22 protein-coding genes are annotated in these 26424 nt (G+C 43.7%); 14 read left to right on the top strand and 8 right to left on the bottom strand.

Annotation, left to right across the window (positions count from 1 at the left end; all coding sequences use genetic code 11):
• The first annotated feature begins 4 nt into the window (after window positions 1-4).
• From BCT81_RS08240 to BCT81_RS08225, 4 genes are all read left to right on the top strand, one after another.
• A complete protein-coding gene (locus tag BCT81_RS08240; RefSeq protein WP_133152589.1) occupies window positions 5-340 on the top strand; it encodes a hypothetical protein in 336 nt (111 codons plus the stop codon).
• Window positions 341-357: 17 nt separating this feature from the next.
• Window positions 358-852: a hypothetical protein gene (locus tag BCT81_RS08235; RefSeq protein WP_086714966.1), complete on the top strand. Its 495-nt coding sequence runs from the start codon at window positions 358-360 to the stop codon at window positions 850-852.
• A 77-nt stretch (window positions 853-929) separates the two neighbouring features.
• Window positions 930-1244 (top strand): hypothetical protein, encoded by a 315-nt coding sequence (locus BCT81_RS08230; protein ID WP_133152588.1) that lies wholly within the window; start codon window positions 930-932, stop codon window positions 1242-1244.
• 180 nt (window positions 1245-1424) lie between these two features.
• Entirely contained in the window at window positions 1425-5618 is a 4194-nt protein-coding gene (locus BCT81_RS08225; protein ID WP_102423804.1) for a hypothetical protein, read from the top strand.
• A 76-nt stretch (window positions 5619-5694) separates the two neighbouring features.
• Here the strand turns inward: BCT81_RS08225 and BCT81_RS08220 are convergent, their stop codons facing one another.
• Window positions 5695-6027, bottom strand: a complete 333-nt coding sequence (locus tag BCT81_RS08220; protein WP_086714963.1) for a hypothetical protein — start codon at window positions 6025-6027, stop codon at window positions 5695-5697.
• Between the two features lie 30 nt (window positions 6028-6057).
• Window positions 6058-7227 carry a DNA sulfur modification protein DndB gene (locus BCT81_RS08215; protein WP_102423803.1) on the bottom strand — a complete coding sequence of 390 codons (1170 nt, stop codon included), beginning with the start codon at window positions 7225-7227 and terminating at the stop codon, window positions 6058-6060.
• Window positions 7228-7384: 157 nt separating this feature from the next.
• Between BCT81_RS08215 and BCT81_RS08210 the strand changes: the two genes are divergently transcribed.
• The 4 genes from BCT81_RS08210 (at window position 7385) to BCT81_RS08195 (ending at window position 13023) form a co-directional block, all read left to right on the top strand.
• The gene (locus BCT81_RS08210; RefSeq protein WP_102423802.1) at window positions 7385-11044 is read left to right on the top strand and encodes a hypothetical protein; all 3660 of its coding nucleotides are present in this window, start codon (window positions 7385-7387) and stop codon (window positions 11042-11044) included.
• Window positions 11037-11516 carry a hypothetical protein gene (locus BCT81_RS08205; RefSeq protein WP_102423801.1) on the top strand — a complete coding sequence of 160 codons (480 nt, stop codon included), beginning with the start codon at window positions 11037-11039 and terminating at the stop codon, window positions 11514-11516. Before BCT81_RS08210 ends, BCT81_RS08205 begins: the two co-directional genes overlap by 8 nt.
• A gap of 500 nt (window positions 11517-12016) precedes the next feature.
• Window positions 12017-12565, top strand: a complete 549-nt coding sequence (locus BCT81_RS08200) for a hypothetical protein (RefSeq protein ID WP_102423800.1) — start codon at window positions 12017-12019, stop codon at window positions 12563-12565.
• Window positions 12566-12573: 8 nt separating this feature from the next.
• Complete coding sequence (locus tag BCT81_RS08195) at window positions 12574-13023, top strand: type II toxin-antitoxin system YafO family toxin (RefSeq protein WP_102423799.1); 450 nt, start codon at window positions 12574-12576, stop codon at window positions 13021-13023.
• A 95-nt stretch (window positions 13024-13118) separates the two neighbouring features.
• Here the strand turns inward: BCT81_RS08195 and BCT81_RS08190 are convergent, their stop codons facing one another.
• From BCT81_RS08190 to BCT81_RS08165, 5 genes are all read right to left on the bottom strand, one after another.
• A complete protein-coding gene (locus tag BCT81_RS08190; protein WP_102423798.1) occupies window positions 13119-13466 on the bottom strand; it encodes a hypothetical protein in 348 nt (115 codons plus the stop codon).
• A 395-nt stretch (window positions 13467-13861) separates the two neighbouring features.
• Window positions 13862-14152, bottom strand: a complete 291-nt coding sequence (locus tag BCT81_RS08180; RefSeq protein ID WP_102423796.1) for a hypothetical protein — start codon at window positions 14150-14152, stop codon at window positions 13862-13864.
• Window positions 14149-14472, bottom strand: a complete 324-nt coding sequence (locus BCT81_RS08175) for a hypothetical protein (protein ID WP_102423795.1) — start codon at window positions 14470-14472, stop codon at window positions 14149-14151. Before BCT81_RS08175 ends, BCT81_RS08180 begins: the two co-directional genes overlap by 4 nt.
• Before the next feature lie 144 nt (window positions 14473-14616).
• Window positions 14617-14916, bottom strand: coding sequence for a hypothetical protein (locus BCT81_RS08170; RefSeq protein WP_102423794.1), 300 nt, complete (start codon window positions 14914-14916; stop codon window positions 14617-14619).
• Window positions 14917-14927: 11 nt separating this feature from the next.
• A complete protein-coding gene (locus tag BCT81_RS08165) occupies window positions 14928-15284 on the bottom strand; it encodes a hypothetical protein (protein WP_102423793.1) in 357 nt (118 codons plus the stop codon).
• 340 nt (window positions 15285-15624) lie between these two features.
• Here BCT81_RS08165 and BCT81_RS08160 point away from each other — a divergent pair, with 340 nt between their 5' ends.
• The 6 genes from BCT81_RS08160 (at window position 15625) to BCT81_RS08135 (ending at window position 23560) form a co-directional block, all read left to right on the top strand.
• Window positions 15625-18450, top strand: a complete 2826-nt coding sequence (locus BCT81_RS08160) for a S8 family serine peptidase (RefSeq protein WP_133152587.1) — start codon at window positions 15625-15627, stop codon at window positions 18448-18450.
• Between the two features lie 18 nt (window positions 18451-18468).
• Complete coding sequence (locus BCT81_RS08155) at window positions 18469-18765, top strand: hypothetical protein (protein WP_102423791.1); 297 nt, start codon at window positions 18469-18471, stop codon at window positions 18763-18765.
• A 9-nt stretch (window positions 18766-18774) separates the two neighbouring features.
• Window positions 18775-19032: a hypothetical protein gene (locus BCT81_RS08150; RefSeq protein ID WP_102423790.1), complete on the top strand. Its 258-nt coding sequence runs from the start codon at window positions 18775-18777 to the stop codon at window positions 19030-19032.
• A 279-nt stretch (window positions 19033-19311) separates the two neighbouring features.
• A complete protein-coding gene (locus BCT81_RS08145) occupies window positions 19312-21720 on the top strand; it encodes an Ig-like domain-containing protein (RefSeq protein WP_102423789.1) in 2409 nt (802 codons plus the stop codon).
• A 311-nt stretch (window positions 21721-22031) separates the two neighbouring features.
• Window positions 22032-22820 (top strand): serine/threonine-protein kinase, encoded by a 789-nt coding sequence (locus BCT81_RS08140; RefSeq protein WP_102423788.1) that lies wholly within the window; start codon window positions 22032-22034, stop codon window positions 22818-22820.
• Window positions 22820-23560, top strand: a complete 741-nt coding sequence (locus tag BCT81_RS08135) for a protein phosphatase 2C domain-containing protein (RefSeq protein WP_102423787.1) — start codon at window positions 22820-22822, stop codon at window positions 23558-23560. Before BCT81_RS08140 ends, BCT81_RS08135 begins: the two co-directional genes overlap by 1 nt.
• A gap of 64 nt (window positions 23561-23624) precedes the next feature.
• Here BCT81_RS08135 and BCT81_RS08130 read toward each other — a convergent pair whose 3' ends face one another.
• Window positions 23625-26111 (bottom strand): Ig-like domain-containing protein, encoded by a 2487-nt coding sequence (locus BCT81_RS08130; RefSeq protein ID WP_102423786.1) that lies wholly within the window; start codon window positions 26109-26111, stop codon window positions 23625-23627.
• Window positions 26112-26424 lie beyond the last annotated feature (313 nt).

Raw genomic sequence — 26424 nt, 5'->3', positions numbered from 1 at the left:
AGCTATGGCTAACACCAGTGACGACATAATCAGTCGTTACAAAGAAGCGTGTGGAACGGAGTGTGGGGACACCATCGCCTATTTGTCACGCTATGCTTCCGCCCAATGTAACATTCCTTATGATTCAGTCGTAGAAACGTCTGTGGAGCTTACTGGGCTTCAATTTGTGGCGATCTCTATTGCAGTCCAACACCCACTTGCTCACTCATTGCAAAATTATGCTTTGAAGAGTCTTGATTGTTCGGACTTACATAAGTGGTCTAAGTCCATCGAAGACTACTCGTTCGTGCTAGAGGCAAACAACGGACTCCAAGGCTCCAATGTCTCAAGTAGTAATTAGAATGAGTGAGGTTATGGATGTTGAGTACTAACCAATGTAATGAAAAATCAGGCAACAACGTGAAGGTGACATGGCTTCTGGTGTGTGGACTTGTGGCCTTAATCACTATTGTTACCGTGATGATGTGGACAACGAGAGCGAATCGATTCAGTGATTACACGATGATGGAAAAATCATCACGCGAGTATATTTTAAACCTGTATGCAATGGATAACTCAACAATAGATTCAAAGGCGATTCAGTGGCCTGATTTTGCTGTCGCTCATGGTGGGGTGCAGTCAGTGAATTTGGTAACAAAAGTTTGTAAGTCTGAGGCGTCAAATGCCACCTGCTTTTTTGCGTATCAAACTTCCTTTAAAGACCAAAGCCATACCATGACATATGGAGTCAGGGCGACAAATGATGAAAGTGAACCGCTGAATATTGAATTGCTCAATGCAACTGGGGGGCGGTTGTTGCTTTCCATGCCAGATCCCTTTGTGAATAGCCCTGTGGTGGAGGTATTGGAATGAAAACGCTACATTTTCTTGTTGGATACATCTCTCTTCAATTTGGGATAATTGTTTTTTTGACAAACCCATTGAATAGCATGTCACTCACAATAATTTGCTTTCTACTGGTGGCGGTATGCTACTGTCTTGTCTCCCCGTTTATCAAATGTCGTCTACAAGAACTCAAGCATTTTGATAAATTTGTCATTGAGATTTATCAGTCAAATCGACGTCATCCATTGTCTGAAAAGTTTGGAACGGAAGTATCTAAACACCTGTCTAAAAATGCACAATCTTCTTCTGATAAAAAGAAAGACATCGGCGCATATGTAGCCACGGACTTCTACTTGTCCTTATTCACGTTCGGTATCGCGGTCGCGCCAGGTTTATTAATCCATATATTTTTACCATAAGTCTTCATTCTCATTCAGCCCCTTCATAGTCGTGAAGGGGTAACAATCCAAATCCCTCCTTTACAATGAATGCCGCGAGAAAAACTTTAATCTTCAAAAATAGGCTTGTTAATTTCAAAAATTGCTCTCGACCTTATTTAACCTATCCCAATGAAATTGCGTTTGGAGTTGAAGAGCACTATGAACAAGTTAATCAAAATTCTTATTAGTTGTTCACTAACAGTTATAGGGACTGCTGCTGTTGCTAAATCAGTGTACATCATCGGTTCCATAACGAGTGTGCCGCCAAAAGTAGAGTTTACTTACCCTGATGAAATCTATCGTGGCGTGAAAGAGTATTCAGCCTTAGCTAAAGAAGCCGCAGCATCTGGTTGTAGATTAGAAACAGTGCGAGAAGAAGCGTATACGTCTGACAGTAGCAATCTAAAGTGTTTCTTCGAATGGACAGGTGATACCGACCCGAGCTGGAATGCGAATGGATTAGCGCTCGATGGTCGACCTACCGCAGCTGCAGGAGAGCATTACCGTTCATATCGCATTTCTTACTTCAATGGTATTGAGAAAGAACGCATCACATTGATTGAAGACAGCGTGGCCTACACTATCCTTGAACCCGTTCCGCCTGTGATTGTAAATGTCACCACGGACACTACTTCGGCTCAATATCAAGGCTTGAGCTTCATTACGCACGATAAGAATGAAAAACTTCGCAAAATTACCGTTGAGGTCGAGCCTCGTCCATTTGATCAGGTGGTGGCCTTAACTCAGTTTGGTGAATCGTGTGAGGTGCCTGAAGGCCAAGACTCATGCGTGGTCGCCATTTCTGCCTTTCATCTATCTGGTGATGATTCACTGACAGGGCAACTTACCACAGCATTAAAAGTCTCGGATAAGTATGATGTCGTATCAGCCCCGAACAGTCAGATCCAATACGCGTGGGATTACAGACCACCCGTTATTGAGCAGTATGCTGTCAAAGCTGTCGGAGATACCACTAGCAATGATATTTCGATTGATGTTGGTGGAGAAACGGTGGTTGTCCAAAACAATGAAGCTGTCGTCGTTCTCAGTTCGCCGCACAGTACCGATACAGCAAATAAGTGGTGGTTACCATCCAAGGTTAGTTTGAGCTTTGAAGAGCATACAGATCATGTCGGTGTATCCGATTTCGTTACGTTAGAGGGTAGGGATATAGGCGATTTATTCAGAAATGAACACGTTACCTATACCGAGAAGACAGTAGACAGCTTTGGTATCCCTCAACAGATTGGCAACAAGTTTGTCTATCGAATTCCGCTCAGTTCAGTGGTAGATGGATTTTATCAAGGCAACATAAAAGCCTTAGATAGATTTGCAAACAGAGGTGACAAGGAAGTGACTGCAATGCAGTTAGACCGTTTACCTCCTGAGATTCGTCTGTACAACAATGACACGCTGTTTAGTACTGGTGATGAAATCAACTTCATGGAGCATATGATTTTCACCGTGCAAGATGAAACCAGTATTGAGAATGAAATCACTGATATTTTGCTTGATGGCGTACCCGTTGAGCATATTGGTGAATTCAAGATGGCTCGTGCGATCAAAATGGAAACCCCATGGGAGTCCAATACAGTTCATAAAGTCATTGTGCGTGGTAAGGACGGGAACAACAACGTAGTTCAAAGAGAGTATTCCATTTCATTCTTACCTTTAGACTTCGAGTACGACAATATCAGTGATCGCAAAGTGGCACTTGTGCAGAACCAAGACATCACATTCGCACAAACGAAAGGTCGAGCTTGTAGAATGTTCAAGTCAGAGCATGAGGCGGTACAAGGGATCAAAAACCCGACTCAAATGACTTGTTCCGTGAACTGGACAGTCATCCCTCAAGGTTTGGAAGAAGCATGGGATACTGCGAGCCCTGAGCTGATTGGTGTATTTGAAAATACGGGTCCTGCGACAGTGGAAGCTGAGATTTATATCCATGACTCTGAAGGCCGAAAAAACTTAATCAAAGTCGACGATACAAGCCTAATCGTTCATACCCCAGATACTCCAGAGATCATCTTCGACGACGACGGTATGTTTGAAGATGGCATATATGCGGTTGAGATGGGGCAATCTAGAATCGGGAGATATCGAGTTAAATCAGCGGCGTCGCCTATTTACATTACGCTCCTTAAAAATGGTGAAACCTTAGAAAGCCAATACATCAAACAGTCCAACCGATACACCGAGCACACTATCACTAAGGTAATCACAGACAGAAACAGTGCAAACCACCGAGATTTGTGGCAGATGGATGATTATGCCGTTCAAGTTCATTACGCCCGTTTACCAGAGCAAGTGATTGAGAGTGCGGTGAAGACTTATGCGGTTCCTTCTACACGAGCAAGGCTCAAGGTTGAGCAAACTTCTCGTGAAACGTCCACCGTTGACACATTCAAGGTTAAATCGAAATTTGGGCTGTATAGTAGCTTTTACCGAGATGTCGTATACAAATCTGAAGAGCTTGGTGATTGGTCTGTTCGAATTGCTGTCATGGACAAAGAGAAGAACCTACACGGCCTGACGGATTGGCAAGATATGAACGAATCAGGTATGAATGACTTTGATGTAAACTTCTCATCAGATGACATCGGTGACCTTCGATTCTATGCACAAGCGAAACTAAAATCGCCAAATGAAAATTATGTTTCAATGGTTCGCTCTCAACGCGGGACATTGAAAATCATGAAAGGAACGGCAATCGAAGGTGAACTGCGTACACTGCGTATAACGGGTTCTGTACCGATGAATGCTGCTATTCAATATCAACATCTTACCCGTGATGACAAAGACGCCTCTGGTGAAGTGTCATGGTACATATCGGAAGACAATGGCAGTACGTGGAATCTATATGGAGAACCTGGTAAGCGCTTTTCTTTCAGTACTGCAGTAGAAGGTATTTGGTTGGTGAAAGGTCATGTTCCAAATCGCTTCACAGGGGAGATAGCAGAAACGGACGTCGTACAAATCATGGCGTACCGAGTGCCACAAACTGAACTAGTTGGGGCAGCAAACCTGATCACCGGTATGACAAGAACGTACACTCTTCTTGATCAAGGTGAAGAGGCGGATGCCGGTAATATGCTCATCAAATGGTCTACTGATGGTGGAGTCACGTTCACTGAAGGTGGCAGTACACTCGAATACACTGCAACAGGTGAAGGCAGTAACAAGATTATCGCAAAAGCGGCGTATCTTGGTTATGAAACCGATGAACAGAGCTGGGCAACAGAATATCGCTCAGTACGTTCTCAGCGAGCCAAACCTGTTCGAGTCAGAGTGAAAGGGGATACCGATGTTGAAACCACCGATACGTTAACTTTGGTTGGAGATGTCGATACACCGTATTCCAATATGGACTCCGAACTTGAAATTGAATGGGTAAGACCAGACGGAACCATTGTCGATTCGAATGTTGTGGACTTTACCCCAACGAATGATGATTTGGATCGAGCTGACTTTCATACATTCACACTGCGTGCGTGGGTTAAAGATGCTAAGGCGTTAACGTATGCGGAATTCGACCATAAGGTTCGTGTATGGGAGTATCAGTTCCCACAATTCGACGTGGCGTATAAACAGCGTGTGCTCGTTGCACCTTCAGTGATTGAAATCTGGTTACGACGTCCAATTGGCGCGAATTTACGCGAGTACTATTTGTATGAGTGGAACGGACAAGGCCGACTGGAGCTGACGAAAGATTACGGACATCGAGCGCGATTTACCGCAAAACAACCGGGCATATACCCGATCTCGGTGACGGTAGAAGATGATCGCGGTAACTACGACACCTTTACTGAATATGTGGAGGTATTGGAACCTGAGCCGATCACTGTGGATTTAACCGCACGGTATAGTAACAGTTACCAACGTTCGCCACTTGATGTTAATGTCCGTCCGACAATTCGAGGTGGTCACCCATCAGACCGAGTGGCAGACTATCAATGGTATGTCGATGGTGAGTTACAACCTGAGCTAGAGAAGTCATCAGCGAATATTGAGAACCTATTAACGGGTGATCATGAATTGAAATTGAAAATTCTCACCAACTACGGTCAGGAAGCGGAAGCCATCATCCCAATTGAAGTGGTGCCAAACCAACCACCGACGTGCTCTATCGATTATCGTATGTACTCGAAGACCGCCCGTATCGAAGCAAAATGTAAAGACTTGGATGGTAAAATGGTCAAATACGATTGGACAGTTGGTGATAACGTGCGTCGCAATATCGGTAAACGGATTTCAGAGTTAAGACAACCGGGCGAATCAGAGTTAGTGACGGTTGTTGGCTATGATGATTCTGGAGATACCGCCACAGCACAAATGGTCGTGCGTTGGTAAGACTATGACCGAGATATAAGAACGTCCTTGTGTCGTTATTGGTGCATTTAGACTCTTCCGTTTAAATGCACCTTTTTTATTGGATGGGTGTAGCTAGGTTGTCCACGTTTTCATTGAATGAAATGCAATACAAGCACTGAACTGTTGCCCCATCCAAGTCATCTTCATCAAACAAACTGTCATCAGACAACCATTCGTCTTGCATCGCCTCTGTTATCTCTTTGGCCATAAACACAGCAAGAGTGGCGTTAGGGTATTCCGAAGCAAGGTAAGCCTTAATATGATGCTCTAGCATCGGTTCAATGGAGTGAAGCCATAGGGATTCATTGCTTGAATGAGCCATAGTTATAGCAAGTCGAGCTTGAGTCATTGCAGACGGGCAGCGATAAGCTTGTAAATTCAGTTCCATAATCTCTCTCCTTAGCGTTTATTCCAAAGGCTAAATTTCATCACACGGGTAGATACCACAGACTTTGCACAAACGTCGGCCCATCAGTTTCTCTGAACCTTTTTGCATCATATATTTCGGTTCTTTTGAATTATCTAACTGGAGCTTTTGAACAACGCCTGCTTTAGTCCACCAGCTGTCTTTCATGTTGAGTAACGGAAGTGCTTTTAAGCCCTCTAGAGCACTCCAGTCTGGTGCCGTACCATTAGACATACCTTCTTCGATGATGGAGCGACAAACCCACGCGCATCCGTAGAAATAAATGGCTTTGCTATACATAGGGTCATTCTCAGTATCTTTTTCACCTATTGGCATAGCACTGAGTACGCCCGTAAGCGCAGGCTTGAGCATGTTGAACAACTGATCTGCCATTTCAGGGTTCTTGGTGAGTAATGCATTTGTTTTCGCGGCTGTGGAAGCGCTGGCAATGCTCAAGAAATCTTGAAGCTGTTTTAAGATGAAAAGATGCCCATTGGTGAGCTTTCCACTTACCGAGATCAGATCCCATAGGGACAATTGGTTCACTTCTAAATCCAGAAATCGACGTAATAACCGGCTGTAAGGTTTGCTGCTGTCGAAGTACAGGTTCAGACTCGTCGTTGGTTTTCTCTGATTGAAGTGAAAATCACTGAATAGTTGTTTTATTTGCTCAGTCACAGGCTCTAGCGTGTCGGTATCAGAGACAAGGAATTTCACGCTCAGGGTTTGCGTCGCAAGCTCAGGCATTTCAGTTAATAAAGATTGAAATAGCTCATTACGGTTTTGACCGTCGGCAATATGACGGTCACAGTCGGCAGGGATCACGGCTTTAAGCATCCTACGGTTACCTAGAATGATCTCTTCTTCATCCTTTAGATGGCTTAAACAAATCGCCAGTCCGGGCAATATGGTATTTTTGCGGGTTCGAAAGTAATCTTTGAGCGGCTCGCTGCGTGATTTTTCAAGATCACGTTGACGTTTTAAGTGAGAAGGTATCTTGTCTGAACCTTCTTCATTTTTGAAATGCTCGGCTAACTCCTTGGTCAACAGAATGCCTTCGAGGGTACGAAAGCCGTACTTGTTGATTCCTTCTTCCCCGATAAAGAACACCACCTCTAGGTCTTTGCCATTGAGAGCATGATTGGGTGTGTATGGTACTGTCAAATCTGTCTTCGCGTTCATATTTTTGTCCTCACTGGATTTATCTTCAGTCTATGTAGAACAACTAACCCTGTCTATAAAATGAAAGAAAAATCTCCCATAAAACGGGGGGATAAACTTTCATTATTATCTATGCACGTTATAGTTAAGGTATTCAAGATGACTTAGGGAATCGGACATGACTTTATTAGTATCGACAGCACAAGACGCATTAAGCAGTCAATTGTATGCCCTGCATATGGGGATTATTGATCGCTTCAATGACACGGTGAGAGAGACGCGTAGCCTGATCGAAGCTGATGAGAAGTATATTTGTCATGAAGGCTTAAGTATGGGGAAAGACAGCACATTGGTCGCACTGTGCTTGATTGAAGCTTACAAACAGAGCATTGCGGAAGGAAAAATCGAACCCTCACGTCCACTGATGATAAGCACCGTTAATCCTGGTGCAGAAGCATTGCCAATGCAGATGTACAGCGAGTATGCAGCTCCGTTCTTGAAAGCCTATGCGAAGGACTGTGGCATTAACCTTTTCTATGATGGTGTCGCTCCTGACTTTCATGAAGAGTACGCCAATCGTTACTTGTCGGCACAAAAAGTGATTCAGAATGCGTCTATGTCCGGCGACTGCACTGTAATTTTGAAACTGATCCCTTCCGAGAAGTACATTAAAACCATGTTGAATCGATTTGAAGGTATGGAAGGTATGGAGCAGTACGCGTCATCACCGGTTATCTCTTTTTCGGGCTCACGCGTAAAAGATGAAAGCACACGTCGTACTCGTAATATGAAGAAGCAGGGTACTGCAAACAAGACCATCGATGCACTCAAGGCGGAGCTGGTGGACCAAACTGATGTCAGTAAATTCCAACTGTACCAGTACGCACCTATCCGCGATTGGTTAACGGATGAAGTCTTCACGGCCTTAGAGTTAGCCGGAAAGAAGCCTTTGACGAAGAACCTCCCTGGTATTCAAAATGCTATTCCAGCATTCATGCCCGACTTTGCTTTGTTGTTGGCCATCTATGGAAATGCCGCGCAAGAAGCATGTGAGATTTCAGTCGGACAAAAACATGGTGCTGGGTGTTCAGGTAAAGCTCGATATGGGTGCTTGATCTGTACTCAAGTTGGCACCATTGATAAAACTCAAACAAGTTTAGCTAAACAAGACCGATGGAATATCCTCGGTCAAGAGGAAGCTTTGCGTTTACGTGATTACATGTTCCGCCTGTCTGCGAACATGAGAGCTCGTGCTTTGCATGCCAAAGGGTACGACAGTGTTGGTTTTGGCAGAATTGCACTTCAACCTAATGTCTTGAAACCTCGCTACTTGGAGAAGTTAGTCAGACTTTTTGCTCAGTTATCGATTCTTTCAGAAAACAGGGCTGCAGAGTTCCGTCAACTTATTGCCGAAGGCAAAGAGGATACACATCCCGGCATTGTAGAGATCCAAAATGATGTGACGTTGAATGCGAAAGCGAGACGTGGTTATTTGGCTATGTATAAAGCTCAAGCGGTGAATCCACAAATCAAACTATTCTCTGAACGTCACGCAGTGTACCTAAGCTATCGCTGGGGCATTGACGGTATAGCAAGCCTTCCATTTAGACCACTTGCTATCTGGCGTGATCTTCACTTAAGACCTGAGTCATGGATTCCGTTTCCGAAAACCAATGCAGAGTGGGAAGCGGAAACGGGGAAGACCATCAAGTTAGTTGACCCGCAATATCCTCTCCCTGAAGCAGTAATGATGCCTGTGTTCAAAAAAGAGGAACCGAACCATTATGTGGCCAACCACCGTGCGCTGCTGTCGTATTGGCGACGCCCGATTGATACCTCGGATATCACTAACGAAGCAGGCTTCAACAATTGCACGCTTGAGCGTAATCCCCAACACAATACGCCAGTCAAAGTGGAAATGTCGGTTTCACATTCATTCAATGACACGCAAGTTGACGATGGCCAGTATCAGCTGAGTGCAAACATCAAAGGTGAAGTGCATCTGGTCGATATCGGGTCTGTTACCTTTGGTACGCCCGAAATGGGGAAGGTACGCATTGACGGAAAATTGGTATCGAAGTCTTTTGAGTCAGAGTATCTATCTACCACGTTCACTGAGTTGGCCACTAATCGCATCAACAATGTAATGGAAGCGATCTCCGATAAATTAGTTCAACGTGAGTTCGTAAGCTTACAATCTGCCCAGCAATTCGTGAACAAAGCCCTCGCTACTGAGTTTCCTTCAAAGAAACCGACTGTACTTACTCAGTCTATCCCGTATTTAAAAAGTGCGGTGCTAGGTGTGGCGTATAACGAGAAACCGAGAAAGGTGTCAGCAAAAGCCCATTTCACAAAGCGAGTAGTACGAACTCAAAATGGTAAGCTTACGAAATCGAATACCCGCGTTAAATTCTATCCATTGTCAGTAGATTCGCGCTTACATCTTGCCCATGCCAATAAGTTAAATGGCCTTAATGTTGACTTTGGGTATGAATATGAAAAAGAAGTTAGCGTGCAAACTGAGCTCATTAACTGCCATGGAGAGCTGGTGGATGGTGCAAAAATCGCCGTCACCGAACAGTCCATAGAGATGTTTAAGAGACTGGGTGGCTTTGAACGTGCATTGGATGTACATGATTCACACTTAGCTCGTGCGCTCCGTCATCGTGGCCCTGTAAGAAAGTTTATATCAACGTGTCCAGCTGAAATGTTGAATACGATGGGGGGAGTGGTCGTGTCACCTTCATATATCGCTAAGTACCGTGAACTTCTCAAGCGTACTCAATTGTTCGCAGAACTCGGCGCTTTGGACTATCAATCAATGTCTGTTGAGGAAATCCAAAAACAGCCTTGGGCTATTGCCATGAAGCAACACAGGATGGATAAAGTGGGTGTACTTCGTGTTGTGCGTGAACTAAGAAATAGGCAAAGGAAGCAAGTAAAGGCGGCTTTGCATGCGGGAACGCCACATCAAGAGTCACTGCTACAGGTTCAACAGGTGTTTAACCTTGCTCAACAATATGTGGAAGAAGGGTTTGATACGTTATCTACATCGATATTTAACGTCCAGTTTAATACTCACGAGATTAGTCACACTCAAAGGGCAGCGGCATACAAAGCATGGTTACTGCTCAATCAAGATGCGCTGTCTTCATTTAATGAATTGCAACGCATGGCGCTGACCCCATCGCAAAGGGACCATCTTTCTCTGGATGCGTCTTTTCTAACTCGCCTTGCTACGGTTACAGAAAAAGCCATGAGCGAACTGAGTAAAACTGCCATAGGAGTTGTTCAAAAGTGGCAGCCGATGGTTCAAGCGGTTCAGTCAATACGCGATAAAATTGAAATCGCAGAGAAGTCAGGTGTAGACGAAACACAAAACCGCGATCATCACCTTGAGATGTATAAACTAGCGATCACTCAATATCATCCACAGTCAGCTGGTGCGTTATTTGAACCGTCAGCGTCTCACCTACGACCTAATCTAACGAATCTCAAGTTGATGCTAGAAAAGCAGCTTGAGAAAATGCACAATGCAACCGAGTGGTATACTGACTTAGCACATTGCATTTCAGTTGAGAGCGCGACCTTGAAGAGCAAAGCTGTGTCTAAAGTCGATCTCTCAACCCGTCTTACCTATTGTGCAAACTTATCAACCGCTCCTACAAACAAGCCTGTAGCACCGTCACTCGAAGTGCCAGTCATTGTGAATGATAATCTGGCGTTGGAGAGAGTGTTGGAGACAAAGCCAACAGCCAAGCCGGCTGCAAAGAAATCGAACGCTCTAGAAAGCATGCTTGCTTACCAATCGAAACAAGAGGTCCTGGGACATGTCTAGCTATCAAATGGAAAATGATATCGCCTTGGTAGCGAACGTCGGTCATATTTCGATTTCACGCCTCAAAAATTGGTGTAAGACTGCCCCAGAAAAAGCGATGTTGTTTGATACCGCTTGTTCCGCAATCTCATTCCAACCGGAAACGTATGAAGCCGTCCAACAACAAGCGATCAGTTTATCAATCTCTAATCACCACGAAATTCACCGTCTGTTAGGTATTCCCAATAAGGTTGAGCGTCTAAGTGGGTTTGCTGTGCCTGTGAATACGCTAAGACGCTGGATGACGGACAATCCTCATACCTATATAGCCGCAGTTATCGGCATACAGCAATTGATCATTCACCAGCATTGCGATGCCACTGTCTCCCAAAAACTGTACAAAAAAATTGGTTTAACTTTTTCAGAGCAGTGCAGTCTCTTCGTGGCCAATGCTGACGCGGTTGGTAAGCTGATTAAGGGATTGAAACTCTAACGCCATCGTTTAAATAGATTTAGCGCCCATTTAATGGCGAGGTTCCATCGCTATTTTGGAAACTTTTATGTGCCACCAGCCACTCAAACGAATTTACAAAACACTCACAGAAATTCAGAGACATTGAAGAAGGTTAACGGTAATATGTGATCCTAATCACACTTATTGTATATTGTTAGACTTGCTTTAAGACGATATCCCTTTGATTTTCCCTAAACTATCCCTAGAACCGCTCTGAATCGCTTCCTAAAGCGTAATGATGGTTTGGGTTAAATCTGCGATGTCATTATTGCAACTGTTGCACTAAGCGTCATATGCGCAGCATATGGGTATATGTGGTTAGATTTTAATCATTATGGGCTGATTGTTAGCAATATTGAATGGTTGTAATCTGGTCTTGGACATGGATAATTCCGGTTCCGTGAAATGAGCTAGGTTTATCACCTCTCTATAATTACTCCTATAATGTTTTTGAGGTCACAATGAAGAAGAGGCTAATTATGAGTGCAAGTATTCTTGCTGCGCTCGGTGGCAATGCCAGTGCGTCGATGGGCGATACTGTTGCTAAAGCTATGGATCTTCGTCTAGAGACAATTGAGTGTAAAGATAACCAACGCCATGTTTCGGCTGAAAGCTTAGAAATGGCTATGTCTATCATTGCAAAACTCAACACTCAAACTAAACAGCTTAGAGAAGTTTACAGTGAGATTGAGCAATCAGAAGTACCTGAGAGCTATTTTGATAAAGTAACTATCGATGAGCTGGTGGTCGCAGACGGTTATATCCGTGGTTTTGAGATGATTCTTAAAGCGCAACACGAAAGCCTAAGTCGTCGTGCAACGGCGTATGAGCAACCAGCGGTTGAAACAGCAAAACAAATTCGTAAGGCTACAGCGAAGCTACGCCGTGTCGTTGGTGATTTAATGTCGATTGAACGCCAACTCCAAGTGGCTTCGATTGGTAAATATGAGACTAGCTTTGAGATGACTTCTGATAAAGTTGCAAAACTCAAAGCGGCGACACAAGCGACTGTCTCTAACTATCACTAGGGGAACGCATGAAAAACGTCACCCCATCCCCTCGTTTTGAACAAGAAATCAAAGCACAAGGCTTCAATGACGTTGAAGCTTTGTGCAAAGATATCGCCCTTCACTTAACTTACGACGATGACCTATCGGTTCAATATCTTGGCCGTGTTGCAAGTCTAGCCTATCCGACTGACGCTGAAGATGCAGGTTTGGCGCATATACACTTGTGGGACCCGAGCAGTCCATGGTTTGACAGCGGCAAACAAGCCAAATGGAATAAAGCACGACGTCAATTCGATAAAACGAGTGACACTTGCATTGTGTATTCTAGTCACTGGGAAAACGAAGACGATATCCTTTTACTCGGTGTTGCAACCCCTTGCCACTCTGATAAAGCTAAGGGTAAATCTTCTAAGCTTTACGACAACAACTTCATGGATTACTTCATCAAGGAAGGGTTAAAGTTTAACGACCTATAATCCCCCTGCCAGCTCAACATCAGCTGGCATTCATTCTATTTGGTATACCACAATCCTTCGTGTTCATTGAACAACAAAGAGCGCCCCCTTGTTAGTTATACTTCGATTTTCAATTGTTTGTTGCGGTTCCTAGCTTTGAAATTAACCGTTTCAGAGATTTCAATAACGACCTCATCACAACGTTCATTGTCTTGAAGTCTTGCTGGTGGAAATTTGATGGGCTTTCCTATGTTCTCAAGATACTGAAATGTGTCATTTTTTATCTCAATCGCCTGTTCTGCAATAGAAGGTGAATGAACCACACCGTTACGTAGAATTTCTTCCGTTTCGCAAACCCCCAAATCAAAAGCCTCTATCAACATGCTTGCTGTTTCCCATGTTATTTCTCCGACTTCTGCCGCAGCAATCCAAGTCGAGTGATATCGAAGTATAGTTTTTTTCATATTGAGCTCCTTGTGTACTATTTATTTGCCTAATGGGGGATGAATAGAAAGGCTTACGCGGTGCATTGTACTAATAGTGTTCGGCTAGATTCATTTATTGGATTTGAATTACAGCACCGACAGCAAGCAAAATCGCGGCAATTGGAACGAACCAATACCAAAACGTGAAGACTTTGGTTGCTCGCATAAATCTGAGATACCGTGCGTCTTTGTCTGTTTTCAGATCTTGCCAAATAGGAAGGACTATTGAACATTGCAATCCAGCGAAAAATATCCCAATACCTGTCAACCAGATGAACTCGGTGAATACTCCGACGCCGAGGCAAAAAACTGTCATTAGCGGTATGTGCCAATGGGGAACTACCACATTCTTGTCTGCTAATCTGATCATAAATTTACCTTTTGTGTGCCAACGATATTAAATATCTGAATCCGATCTTGTACATCACCCCGAATTCTTTGATCCAGTAAATAGGGGAGGTGTGCGTTACAAAAGAGAGGAATACAAGTGAGGCCGCACAGATGCCTGCGACTTCTAAGAAAGAAATTTGCCCTTTGATGAGTTGATAAGTAATAAACACAATAAAGAATGTAAATGAAACGATAAATAAACAGGCGTTGCTACCTATTTCGGCTTTTCGGGACTCTTCATCATCCCTGTTTTTTCTGTGATACTTATTATTCATGACTTTTCCCTATTAATCGCAGTTATCACCGACCTTTTATTTCCATACTTACGGTTCAAGCTTCTAATAAACTCGTCACCTTTTTCAAGATTGGGATTGGCGGAAACATATACATTAACCGACCAAAACAGGCTTAGTGCTGTTAGTAAAGCTAGTCCAAAGACCTCTGGTGGAAAGCTCGCTGATTGGTTATTCCAAACTCCATATATTGACGCCATCAACAGTGCCAACGTAAGTACGATAGCTATAGGCAGTTTTTTCTTCGCTTTCTCTGCGCTTTTTAATCTAACTTGGCGAAATTTTTCTGTATCTAGAGCCATGATTCAGATTCCTTCAGTTTGTCGTAATGGAGATTTGAGACGGGTAACGAGAAACAATGCAATCATACTTTGCTCCTTACTCGATAATCTTTTTGTTGGAAAGCTCAGTATTGATATTGCTCCACGCTCTACTAGAACCGACACTTAATCAGCCAACACAATAGCTTTGGCTGCTTCATAAGTATTGGCATCTGCAACAATCTTTAAGTTTCCTAAGCATTCAATTGTACTGCTTTGTTCTAAGCACTGACTCATCATTGGGCCGTATTCATTGCTTGCGTTCGAGATAGCATCATTGAGCGATTGTTCTTGGTAAGCTCGATACATAGCTATAAGTAGAATTATTACAGTAATCGCTACAAGTATGAGTCTCACATCAGTAAACCAAATTCGAAATTTTGAATACTTCGAATGGCGAGTATCTATTGCGCCTTTACCTTCCATGACCTTTCTCCTTAGCGTTGGTTAGAGTATCCCGCCACTTCCTTCACCCATTTTTTGACGCCACCAAATACGGTTTTGATATGCCATATCCCCCACAGTACCAATGTATAAGCAGCGACAGCGTATAGCGACACTACAAAGGCTACAAAGAACCTATTGGTATCGTTTAACGTTTTGAAGCTCAAGGGTGCGCCAATTAAGTCGAAAGTGAACATGAAAACTTCATGAGCCGCAAAAATATATAGACTCATGCCAAGCCCGATCCCCACGAAAGCGAGTGTGGTTTGTGCATATCCTAGTAACGTCGCTTGGGCGAGATGCGGTGCTACGTATCGATAATAGAAACCTCTTAAGAAGTCATAGAACATTTTCGGCCTCCTAGCCGTCAACCAATCATGGGCTAAACTGTATTGTCAGTGTCATCGAGAGACGTTATACAACAATGTTCGCTGGTATTAATGTCACTCTTTATATCTGACCTTATCCATCATTTATCACACGTCAAACGTAGGGTTCTATCAATACAAGTTCGCTCACAAAGTCCATACAAACAGCCTCTTATACAAACTATTTGCCATTTTTCCTCCGTTAATTGCCCAATTCAAAAATTTAGCGATTTACCCTCTTAGCTTTAGCAGCCTTCTAAATACATCAGTTTGCTGTGTATATCGTGTAGACCAACACAATGTTCAGAGAGCAGAGGTTAATTTGAGAAAATTCATAGTCAAACATAACACCCTTACTTGCCTAGTCGCTGTTGCGCTACTAGCCGGTTGTAAAGACAGTGGGGGGGACACAAGCACTTCAAATGAGACAAATAGTGGCAGCGACATATCCGGTTCGAGTCAGTCCTTACTATTAACCGAACTTTCGACATTGAATGGCGTGGCTGGGGGACAGGTGACAATCACTGCCAATAAAAACTTGCCAGCCGATACGCTTATACATCTCAGTGGAGAAATACTCACTCCCCTGAAGATCAATGGTTCCAATGCTACTTTGATAATTCCGAATGAAGCAGTTTCTGGTCCACTAATGTTGGAAGCTGAAGGGGTCTACTCGAACCAAGATTGGTTTACTGTGTCTGCTGATGGAATGAAAGAGCTTAAGAGCACAGTGACTTCAACTTCCGGTACAGAGTTCTACAGTGACTATTTGATTGTTCGATTCCACCCAGAACATGACGCCCTTGATAATGCACAGCGAGTGGCCGCACTCGTCTCCGGTGCCATTGTTGGTCGTGAATCTGCACTTCATTGGTGGCAGATTGAAGTCAATGCGGATAGCTACGAAAGTTTAGAGTCAATTCAATACACTCTCACATCAGATTCGATGGTCGACAACGTGATGATTGAACCCATGATTCAAACTGAGTCAATTTCATGGACTGCGGATCCAGATTTATCTGAACAACGGGACCGCAATACACTGGAACAAGCCGCTGACTATTACGAAAGCATTGTGTTTGGGACGAATCCGATCTTACCCTTCTTTGTGGCAATGGGTGTATTCGAGCATGGTCTTGACTTCCAATTGGCTGATTTTTCGACATATTCCGCCAATGAGAAAACGACTCGTAACAGTGTCACCTTGTATGGCAGGTCAGCATCCACTGACACTCAAGCAAACGCGATTGGCAATCACGGCAGTAATGTCACAGGCGTCATAGCAGCGAGTTTAGGGAACGGTGGTAACGCAGGTCTTATCAGTGCTTTAGCCGAAAGCCATAACGGTGCAAACATCACGGTCGACAACAGGCTTGGCTTTATCGGACAGACGTTGAAGATGATTCGAAATGGCGCAACCGTAGTCAACTGGAGTTGGGGCATACATAGGGTTGAACACAATAGTGATGATTCTGATGTTCAACAGAGTGAAGTCACAAATGCTGCGCTAACGTGCAATGGGGATTTTGTGTTGGCCAACAAAGTATCAACAGTTCAATTCAATGCTATCTCTAGCGAACTAAGCGCTTTCTTTGAGTATATCGCCATCAACTACCCCAATGTCGTTATCGTTTCTTCTGCCGGAAATGGAATGACAAGCGCTGGCGACGCTTCATATCGCTTACCGACTTCGATTAACAGCGATCAATTGTTGGTTGTTGGTGCTCATACGACAGGGGCAAGCTTTCCCAATGGGAAAAGCGAGGACTTACTGGCCTCTGAATACTGTTACGCAGGTTCATCGGAATCGAATGAGGCCGTTAAAAGAGCGTACTATTCAAATTATGGTGATCGAGTGGATATATCGGCCTCTGGGACCATTGTTGGCTTTCAAAATGAGACGCAAGCCCTTGTGATGGGTACAAGTTACGCGACGCCAGCCGTAGCTGCGACCGTCGCGATGATGCAATCCATTAACCCCCAATTAACCCCGAGCGAAATTACACATTTACTCCGTTCTTCAGCGTCACCGATAGAAAATGAAGTTACAACATCGACTGGGCTCACGAGCTTTACCCGTCCCTTATCCGCTTCTGAATCTTCAAGCCATTCAGGTAAGGGGGCAAGACTGAATGCTGAATTTGCATTGAAGGCTGCAGTCACGAGTCTGGGTGAAGCAACGTTAGCTCGAACTGAGCCAGTCACGGTATCAGTCCCAAGTGGTGTTGGTGAGGTAACCCAAACCATCACGATAGAAATACCAACTGAAACATCATCAATCTACGACAAAGCAGACATAACCTTCCTCGTCGATATTTCGGGGAGTTATAGCGATGACATCCAGACGTTTCGTTCACAAGCCAATGAACTTGTGAATGAGTTCAGTACTGTGGCAAATGACGTCGCTGTCGGGATAGCTTCATTTAGCGACTACCCGATACACCCATACGGTTCGTCGGCATCCGGTGATTATGCCTACCAACTTGATTTAGCGTTAACCAGTGGACAAGACTCGATTCAGTCTACCCTTGATAATCTGCAGATCAAAGCTGGTGGCAATGGACCTGAAAGTCAGCTGGAAGCACTGTATCAGTTAGCTTCATCAAGAGAGGTTGGCTGGCGTACTAATTCATTACCCATTGTATTCTTAGCAACCGACGCTGGGTTTAATGACGCCGATAATGACGTGTCCTATCCGGGACATGGCTGGAATGACACCTTACAAGCACTTACCGATAAAGGCATCATCGTTTTTGGCTTGATGTCCGGTGGGAGTATTGCTGACGTACACCAGATCACCGATGAAACGGGCGGAGAGGCATTCACTCTTTCAAGAGATAGTGCAGAGGTTGTAAGTGCCGTCGCCGCTGCCCTAGATCTGACAACGCAGAACATGAATATCGAACTTGAGCCGATGGGTGACTTCGCAGGCGTCGTAAAAAGCATCGTTCCAACAAATAACCCAACCGCACCGGATGGAACGGCGGTTACGTCCGTCAACCCTGGCGACACGGTTTCATTTGATGTGACCTTTACGAAAGGTAACTTTAACGGCTCTCGTTCACACGTCATCACTTTTCGATTGCTCGTGAATGTGGATGGAGTGGCCACAATCCAAGAAGTCCCAGTTACCATCAGTATTAATTAATTAGTAGGAATTATTATCATGAAATTGAACCAAATAGGTATTTGTGCTCTTAGTTTCGTTTTCGCTTATACAGCTAATGCTCAAGTGAGTGAACATGGGGCATGTCAGATCGTTGATGAAAGTAATATGGATATCTCGGTTATGGCTCCTGATGGAGAGAAACTTGGTTACGTTAGTTTAGAGCCCGATAACTCTTGGTATGTGTTTATCAATGGCGAAGGGGCGTTGAATGAAACGGTTGTTGACCAATCAAAGGCCATCGAACACGTTTGTAGTGCCGCTCAAACTCTGTCATCGACAGAATCAACCAACTAGGAAGAACTTATGAAACACGCAAATAAATTCGCTTTCATGCACTGCCTGATTATTGCGGGATTTGCCGCAGCATTGTCCTACTTCATATTGAGCAAAATACTGGGTCAATCTTCCGTACTGACAACGTTGGACATGGAATATATTCCTCTAGTACTTTCTAGCATCATCGGAATTAATGTCCTTATGTTTGTGAGAAAGCTCAAGTCTGTAGACCCACAAACTACCGGATCAAAGTCCGATACCAGTGCGACTACTGACACTGAATGATCTCAAAGCACATCAGATTAAGTAACACGTACAATACACCTTTTTTACCTCGAAAATGAATGGCGAGACTGACGGCGTTGGTCTTTCTTGTCATTCATTTAACCAAGCCTAGCGCGGTAGCCAATCTTCTCCCTTTACCTTCAGTTACGTAAAACAATCACTGAAAATCATTCCATTAATTGGAATCTCTATACACCGCAGAAGATAAAATCGGTGAGATGGCCGATGTCCTTGTTTCGACCATAGACTGTATGGCTGACTTTGAAAGGTACAGAGAAAATGAAGACCAAACTAAAGCTCTCCTTGATGACAATGATTTTAGGGCTAACGAATGCTCCAATCGCTTCGGCTGCGCTTGAGCAAGTTTCATTTACTGATACGAGTGGCAACCCCAAAAACGTCGATGGCCGTGAATTGAACATGGTCAACATAAGAGACACGCTGACCCTTAAGATTTCGTCTGGTTTGGACAGAAAAATTCGTGTTCGATTGCAACATGGTACAGGTCTAGTTGAAAGTCAGTTGACCAATGTCATTAATATCCATGATCGACTGAACATAGACGGCAAGGATTTTTATGGTAAGGAAGTAATTCTCAGCAAGGTGCCTCAAAACGAAGGAGAGTACACCGTCGTTGTGGAATACCTAGATTTAACCAACGCTGTTGTCTCAACGGAATCTTATACATTCGTACAAGATACGATTAAGCCGGTGATCAGTGGACAGTTCGTTCATATTCTCAATGCTTGGCATGGAAACATTGATAATTTTGGTCACACAGGCACAACAAAACAACTTGAAGTCAGTGGTGTGAGCGACAATAACGGCATCTCGCGAGTCAGATATTGGGTTAAACAACCAGATGGTTCGAAGAAATACAAAGACGTTGAATATAACCTAGAAAGAAAAACCGTAATTGTGGCGGGTAATATTGCGGCCACCACTGGTGCGGGACTTGTCCCAGCTCCCGGATACTACCAATTTGGAATCGATGTTTATGATACATCAGGTAATGTAAGTACCCTTGCTCGGTCGTCACATATGGACTTTACTTGCCCAGCCACCAGCTCCAATAAGATTGAAGTTCGTAACGCACAATCTGGCGTTTGGGAACCGTACTACTCAGGTATGACGATCTACAGCAATCCTGTCTCGATTCGATATGGCCGCTTACTCTCTCAATTTGCTACTAATGCCTCTCCGTATGGTTGGAAGAAGCTCAACCATATGGTCAGCAACACAGACTCTACGTATGCGTATTTCCAACCGACTATTAACTACCCGCAAATGTACAGTTACTTCCATTTCTTTTCTGAGTCAGGCCATGTTTGCTCTACTTACTATTATCGTGATTTAAATTTTAGCCTCGCACCTGGTGTGCATAAGGCACCGAAATATACAGGCGTTTGGCACAAAAATTCATTGTCCAATCAATGGATCACAAACGAAAGCCCTAGAACAAATATCCCCTATACGATCAATGCCGTGAGAGTCTTCGTTGAGCCGCGTAGTTATCGACAAAAGCTCACAATTACAAGTGGCGGCTCATGCTACGTGAACCCCGGCGCGACATCATGCGACATCAGTACGAACTATGTTTACGCCACAGGGCGCGGGTATATCCCATATTCTATCTTTACCGCTAAAGAAGACGGCTCGATGAGCATTCACGGCGGCTACTTATATACATATTGGGATTTCAATCCAATCGCCATTCGCTCTATTCATTATGACCGATCCGCACAAACCATTAAGATGCAAACGTATGATGCTGATACTGTTTTTGATTGGCGTTCTTACATGTGGCGATATAGTTCGATTTCGGCAACGGCCAACATTGGAGCCGGTCCACAAGACATCCCTGTCTCTCATACAAATCAGATCGACCTGCAGACATACGATTTCAGCTTCGATGTCTCTGATCTTGATGTAGAAATGAATGTGCCATTTGCATTTAAGGTGATTGATTCGTTTGGCAATGAAACCAACCGCGTTGAAACGTTCACGATTGATACTGTGAAGCCTAAAATACAGGTTAAGTATTCAGGTGAAGCATTACCTTCAGTGTTGAGTGATATTCGTGACCTTGAAATCCATTTGGAAGATTTCACAGAGGCCGTGCCGACTAGTGTCCAACTACTGGGCTCTGATGCAGAAGAGAATGTCTATCTGGCGGTGCTATCACATGGCGATGGGTTATTTAGTGTAGCGAAACCCAAAATATTCCCCACGTTGAATTACGAGGCAGGTGAAAGGTATAGGCTAATTATTACCGCTGAAGATGAGCAGAAGAACGTACAAAGCAAAGAAATCACCTTCGGATATGAACCAGATAACTTGATAGTTGTGGAGGCACAGCCTTACGTACCCGCAAACCAAGCTCTGTACGACGTTTCATCAAATGCGTTAGCACGAATTTACACTGAAGATCCACTCACAATGGAAGGTGGGCAACGTGCAACGGGTCCACAAACAGCCGAAATAAGTAATCGTAAGGATTCGGACTTCGCTATCTCTATCGTGTCGGATTCGGGGGTTGTGAATGTGCTGCCGGGGGAAACGAAAGCGGTGATGGTAGATCTGGGACCTGCAGGTGACCTCTTGGAAGTCGAAGTGTTCCCGTCTGAGCGGATGGAAGGTGAGGCACAGTTTATGTTCTCTATACCGTCCCTAAGTTCTATTTACTGACGATTAACTGTGCGAAGCGATTAGATATTCTCACGCGACTTTACCGCCCCTGTTCTTGCTCCTGAGAACAGGGGTTTCTTCGTTATAAGTTACGATGATTAATGTCATTGAAGTAGGCTGAAGTGTGGAAGAGTACTCAGTCTCATACCAAGTAGAACTTGTCCAAAATCAAGAAAACTGAAGTCTCTACTGTAAGGTGGACTATGTAATATCGCCCTCTTCTTCAAAATGTCGTATTCTCGCTCCAACTATATGATTTGTATAATAATAAATCTATCATTAATTGATGGACAACGTTTTGAGGTCTATTCGTGTTCTCTATCGCGAACTATAAATTTATATCAGTTGAACCTTTGGGTGAAGGCGGTTTTGGCTTTGTAGAAAAAATCGAGCTTGTCAAAAACTACAAAGAAGGTGAACAACCTAAGCAATATGCGCGTAAGGTTTTGGCTCCAAAGAACGACCTTAAAATGTTTAAAGAGCGATTTAAGCGCGAGGTTGTCAGTCAGAATAAATGTAAACACAAGTACGTCGTTGATATCTATCTCGCAGATCTAGACTGTGATTCCCCTTACTTTATTATGGAACTCGCAGATTGTGATTTGGCGGCTCTGATCAATGCAAATGAACTGAGTGAGCAAGATAAACTCGATGTGATGATTATGACGTGTAAAGGCTTACAACATATTCATAAAAAAGGTTACCTACATAGAGACATCAAGCCATTTAATATTCTGAAGTTTTCACATGATAAGTACATACAACTGAACGGTGAGGTGACACCAGATGTATTCTATAAGATTTCAGACTTTGGTTTAATCCGAAAAACCGATCCTGACCCAGCATCTGAGGTACTAACTTCTTTTGGAACAATTCTTGGTACTACGAGATACTGTGCTCCAGAACTGATGTACTCAGGCATCTACACGCATCAAACGGATATTTTTGCTTTAGGTCGAGTTTTTGAAGAGTTGAACGTTCAAGATAAACATTTACAGAAAATAATTGCAAAATGTGCTGATTTTCAAGCTCACACGCGATATACAAATATTGAGCACGTTTTGGAAGATATAACCAACGTTGTTGAGGCTGTCGAATAATGCTAAAGCTAAAGGAATGTAGTAGTTTCACTCATGCTAAATCTGATAAAAGAGTAAACCAAGATTCGATCCTTACCCCTACTAGATGTGATGATGGGTTTCTTTTTGCAGTGGCTGATGGTGTTGGTTCTTATAAAGGCTCTGATTTAGCTTCAATGGCTGCTGTCGAGTATTTAGAAAAATCACATCTGTCCAAGGCTCGTTTACTTTCACCGGATTTATTTGAAGGTGTCTTAAGTAAAGTTAAAGAGCTGTCTAACTATGACCCTGAATATGAAGTGGCTTCAACCACACTCACCTATGCATACGTTAATTCAAATGAAATCATAATTGGTCATATTGGCGATTGTCGAGCTTACGTAAAGCAAGGAAATAAGTTGGTCCAACTAACTAAAGATCATACTCAGCATCAAATGCTGATTGATCAAAAGGTATATACAAAGGCCCAATTGAAAAACGCGTCAGGGAAAAACCTAATCACAACAGCTATATCTCAAGTTGTACCAATGAAGCCCGAGTTTTTCAGCTTTAAAGTTTCTGATTATGTTGATGACCTACAGGATTTAACTATTTATCTGATGAGTGATGGCGCACATGCGTATTGGGAGCTAAACCCTAGATTTTCCCCGAACACCATGAAAAATGTCACTAAATTATCTAACAGTTTACTACGACGTATTGAACGAAAAGGCGCAAAAGACGATTATTCGCTCGTTTCATGTACATTTGCTATTAGTTAAATAATCAAAGGAGCGTAAAGCTCCTTTTTTATTACGAATGTACCTCTCTGGACACACCAGTACCTCAATCGATATACGCTGAACTGAGTTGCGGCAAGTTAAACAGAAAATCGGCTTGTCCATTGTTGTTATCTGAAACCGGATAGACTTCAACATACAGGGGGTTACCATTACCTAAGTCGATAACGATTTCCTTCGTTTCTCCCGGAGCGACTTCAACCCAACCATTTTTAGTTTGAATTCGAATAGGGAAGTCCGAGGAGGCATTGTTAGTGATTTCGCCCTGCTGGTCACCCGTGGCCAACATACTGTTTTCGAGCGTGAGTGCTCGTTCAGTCAAGATGATCGCCATTGGTGTGCCATCTGATAAGTACAAGGGTGTGTTCGACTGCGAAGCCAAATAATCTATGGTGTTCATGACTATTAGGTTCTCAGGTTTGTAACTGAAACTCGTGATTTTAGAGTTTGAATTATTAAATTCGTCGGAAGCACTGACGGACAACGAGTAGATTTCATTTTCATCAAGCGTAGGGAACAGCTTAGGCAACTCAAGTTGATAGGTTTGGCTGTTAGCTGACTCGTCAAGAAGGGAGTAACCCAGTTGATAATCAATGTCATAACGTGACCCTTGTAAAGAGACTCTAATGTCATTGATGTTTGAGACGTCAGAAACGTTGAACGTCACCTTTCTCAAGTCGGTCACTTGATCTGGTAAGGCACCTCCATCATAACCCATGATGATTGAGGGAGCGGTCTTGTCACTCACGTAGGTAACGGCATGTTTACGCGCATCTGGACCGTGCCGCTCTCGGGCATACACATACACCTCATGAGTACCTTCTGGTAACTCCGTTAAATCGTATTGACCTTCAAACGTTGTGCTATTGACCGTTGAGTTAAATCGCCCGACATTGAGTTTGTTGCCATTGGCATCTTGCAGTTCATATCTGTCCATGTAGATTCGGTTTTGATAACACGTATGGCATGGTAACTCGACTTGCACAGACAATATCTTCGTGTCTTCGTTAAAGGCAGTCTTCTCTATCGATGGGTAATATTTATCATTGTACGACCCAACAGGGTATGTAGGGTTACTTGATAAAGTCTGGTCTGTACTGCGAACGGTGAAGCTACTGTGGTAATAAGCTGAACCACCAGCTGTCATTTTCCATGGTGAACTCAATGTAATTTCACAAACATCTTGGCCCGTTGGCACCGTACACGAATGGCCAGCATGATACGCAGTCTGAGGGTAAGTTCGGGCATTCACAAACAATCGAATTCGTTCTATTTGAACCGGCAATTCATGATTGTAGACACGGCGACTCCAAGAACCCCAGTCTTGTGTATCTGAATAATAATATTGGCCATATCTAGGGGCAGGGATTTTTGGTGCGCTGTCAGAGAGTGTCACTCTATATAGGCTTGGCCCGACAACATTTCGGTAATGCGCTTGGTTTCGCCATGAGATACCGATAGCCCCAGCTGGTGAGGTATCGACAAAATATATAAACCCGTCACCTCGGTCGGTGTATACGGCGTTAGCTCCAGAGGCCCAGATTCCCCCCGCATTGTTGAAGTTCCCAGAATTATCGCGAAAGTTCCAATCTGCAACACGGTATAAGACCGTTACGGGGTTAGTATCTACCTCCATGTCGCGTACATAGGGCTCGAATGCGGCTAATCCACCGATCACATTGCTACTGCCAGGAACCAATACACCAACAGCTTCTAGTGTGTCCGTCCGTAAAGAGTCCCAATATACATCTTGATAGGCGGTATAGGCGACATTACCGGCCTTGTCCGAAATCTTTGTTCGGGTTTGGAATCGATCAATCGCATTACCAAGTGGGAACAGACTAGAGTTCACTGAAAGGTTTATTTCAGCAGATAACTTTGACTCAGTGTAGGCAAGGCTTTTCGATTTATATGGGATACGATTGTCTTCGGCGTCAAAGGTGAAGGTTTCCATCTCTATACTATCAATACCCGAAACATCATTGACGTTTTTGACTTCAACAATGGTTGAGGTGTAGGACCCCATTTGAGCGGATAGATACCAACTACCGGCAGGGAGCATAGAGTTTACGTGACCCCCATACATGTATTTTACTGACATATTATCGGAGGCTGGTGGCGTGACATCCCTAATGATGTTCGTCGATTCTGAATTAACTACCACTCCATCCAGTGACAATGTTTCAGCCTGAACCGTATAGCTACCTTCCGACGGAATAGACACGCTAAGTAATGAGCCGAAATATTCACTGCTAAATGGATAGTAAGCATCATTAACGGTGATCACGTTGCCAGTGGTGGTGGTAACAGCTACGCCATTCTGAAGAATACTCACTCGGATGCGGCGATCTAACCCTGCGCTTACATGAATCCCTAATTGGCCGACGTTATTAATTAACGTGGATTCGGCAGTATTCGTTTTTACAAGCTTCGATATACCGAGTGTATCTGTGAACTCAAACCCCTCAATTGCTGAATGTGCGAACCCAGATGTGGTGAGACATAATGATAGAAAACATAATCGAAATTTCATAATTGACCTATTTAAATCAAAGTGAATTAGATTGATGCTATCAAGAGTGGCTTAAGAGAAATTCAAATAAAGGAAGAAATCGGGGTGTTTGATTGACGTTGGTGCTTTGGAAAAAGAAAAGGGCTCATAGTGAGCCCATTCTCGCTCTTGAAACCCCTTCCAAGAGACTTGTGCTCGCAAGACCTCTCCTGCGAGACTTCAATCCGAAGATTGACCTTCTGGAACCCCTTCCAGTCGGATTTGTATGGAGGAACTAAGAATAAACTAATGTCATTCATTTCGTTCAAAAACAGTATACACCAGAAAGATTGGT

This window comes from Vibrio sp. 10N.261.52.A1 (assembly GCF_002876325.1).
GTDB lineage: Bacteria > Pseudomonadota > Gammaproteobacteria > Enterobacterales > Vibrionaceae > Vibrio > Vibrio chagasii.
This window is presented reverse-complemented; position numbering and strand designations above follow the sequence as displayed.

Excerpts from the sequence above, each read along its gene's own strand:
- BCT81_RS08240 (WP_133152589.1), top strand. The coding sequence starts at position 5 with ATGGCTAACACCAGTGACGACATAATCAGTCGTTACAAAGAAGCGTGT.
- BCT81_RS08235 (WP_086714966.1), top strand. The coding sequence starts at position 358 with ATGTTGAGTACTAACCAATGTAATGAAAAATCAGGCAACAACGTGAAG.
- BCT81_RS08230 (WP_133152588.1), top strand. The coding sequence starts at position 930 with ATGTCACTCACAATAATTTGCTTTCTACTGGTGGCGGTATGCTACTGT.
- BCT81_RS08225 (WP_102423804.1), top strand. The coding sequence starts at position 1,425 with ATGAACAAGTTAATCAAAATTCTTATTAGTTGTTCACTAACAGTTATA.
- BCT81_RS08220 (WP_086714963.1), bottom strand. The coding sequence starts at position 6,027 with ATGGAACTGAATTTACAAGCTTATCGCTGCCCGTCTGCAATGACTCAA.
- BCT81_RS08215 (WP_102423803.1), bottom strand. The coding sequence starts at position 7,227 with ATGAACGCGAAGACAGATTTGACAGTACCATACACACCCAATCATGCT.
- BCT81_RS08210 (WP_102423802.1), top strand. The coding sequence starts at position 7,385 with ATGACTTTATTAGTATCGACAGCACAAGACGCATTAAGCAGTCAATTG.
- BCT81_RS08205 (WP_102423801.1), top strand. The coding sequence starts at position 11,037 with ATGTCTAGCTATCAAATGGAAAATGATATCGCCTTGGTAGCGAACGTC.
- BCT81_RS08200 (WP_102423800.1), top strand. The coding sequence starts at position 12,017 with ATGAGTGCAAGTATTCTTGCTGCGCTCGGTGGCAATGCCAGTGCGTCG.
- BCT81_RS08195 (WP_102423799.1), top strand. The coding sequence starts at position 12,574 with ATGAAAAACGTCACCCCATCCCCTCGTTTTGAACAAGAAATCAAAGCA.
- BCT81_RS08190 (WP_102423798.1), bottom strand. The coding sequence starts at position 13,466 with ATGAAAAAAACTATACTTCGATATCACTCGACTTGGATTGCTGCGGCA.
- BCT81_RS08180 (WP_102423796.1), bottom strand. The coding sequence starts at position 14,152 with ATGAATAATAAGTATCACAGAAAAAACAGGGATGATGAAGAGTCCCGA.
- BCT81_RS08175 (WP_102423795.1), bottom strand. The coding sequence starts at position 14,472 with ATGGCTCTAGATACAGAAAAATTTCGCCAAGTTAGATTAAAAAGCGCA.
- BCT81_RS08170 (WP_102423794.1), bottom strand. The coding sequence starts at position 14,916 with ATGGAAGGTAAAGGCGCAATAGATACTCGCCATTCGAAGTATTCAAAA.
- BCT81_RS08165 (WP_102423793.1), bottom strand. The coding sequence starts at position 15,284 with ATGTTCTATGACTTCTTAAGAGGTTTCTATTATCGATACGTAGCACCG.
- BCT81_RS08155 (WP_102423791.1), top strand. The coding sequence starts at position 18,469 with ATGAAATTGAACCAAATAGGTATTTGTGCTCTTAGTTTCGTTTTCGCT.
- BCT81_RS08150 (WP_102423790.1), top strand. The coding sequence starts at position 18,775 with ATGAAACACGCAAATAAATTCGCTTTCATGCACTGCCTGATTATTGCG.
- BCT81_RS08145 (WP_102423789.1), top strand. The coding sequence starts at position 19,312 with ATGAAGACCAAACTAAAGCTCTCCTTGATGACAATGATTTTAGGGCTA.
- BCT81_RS08135 (WP_102423787.1), top strand. The coding sequence starts at position 22,820 with ATGCTAAAGCTAAAGGAATGTAGTAGTTTCACTCATGCTAAATCTGAT.
- BCT81_RS08130 (WP_102423786.1), bottom strand. The coding sequence starts at position 26,111 with ATGAAATTTCGATTATGTTTTCTATCATTATGTCTCACCACATCTGGG.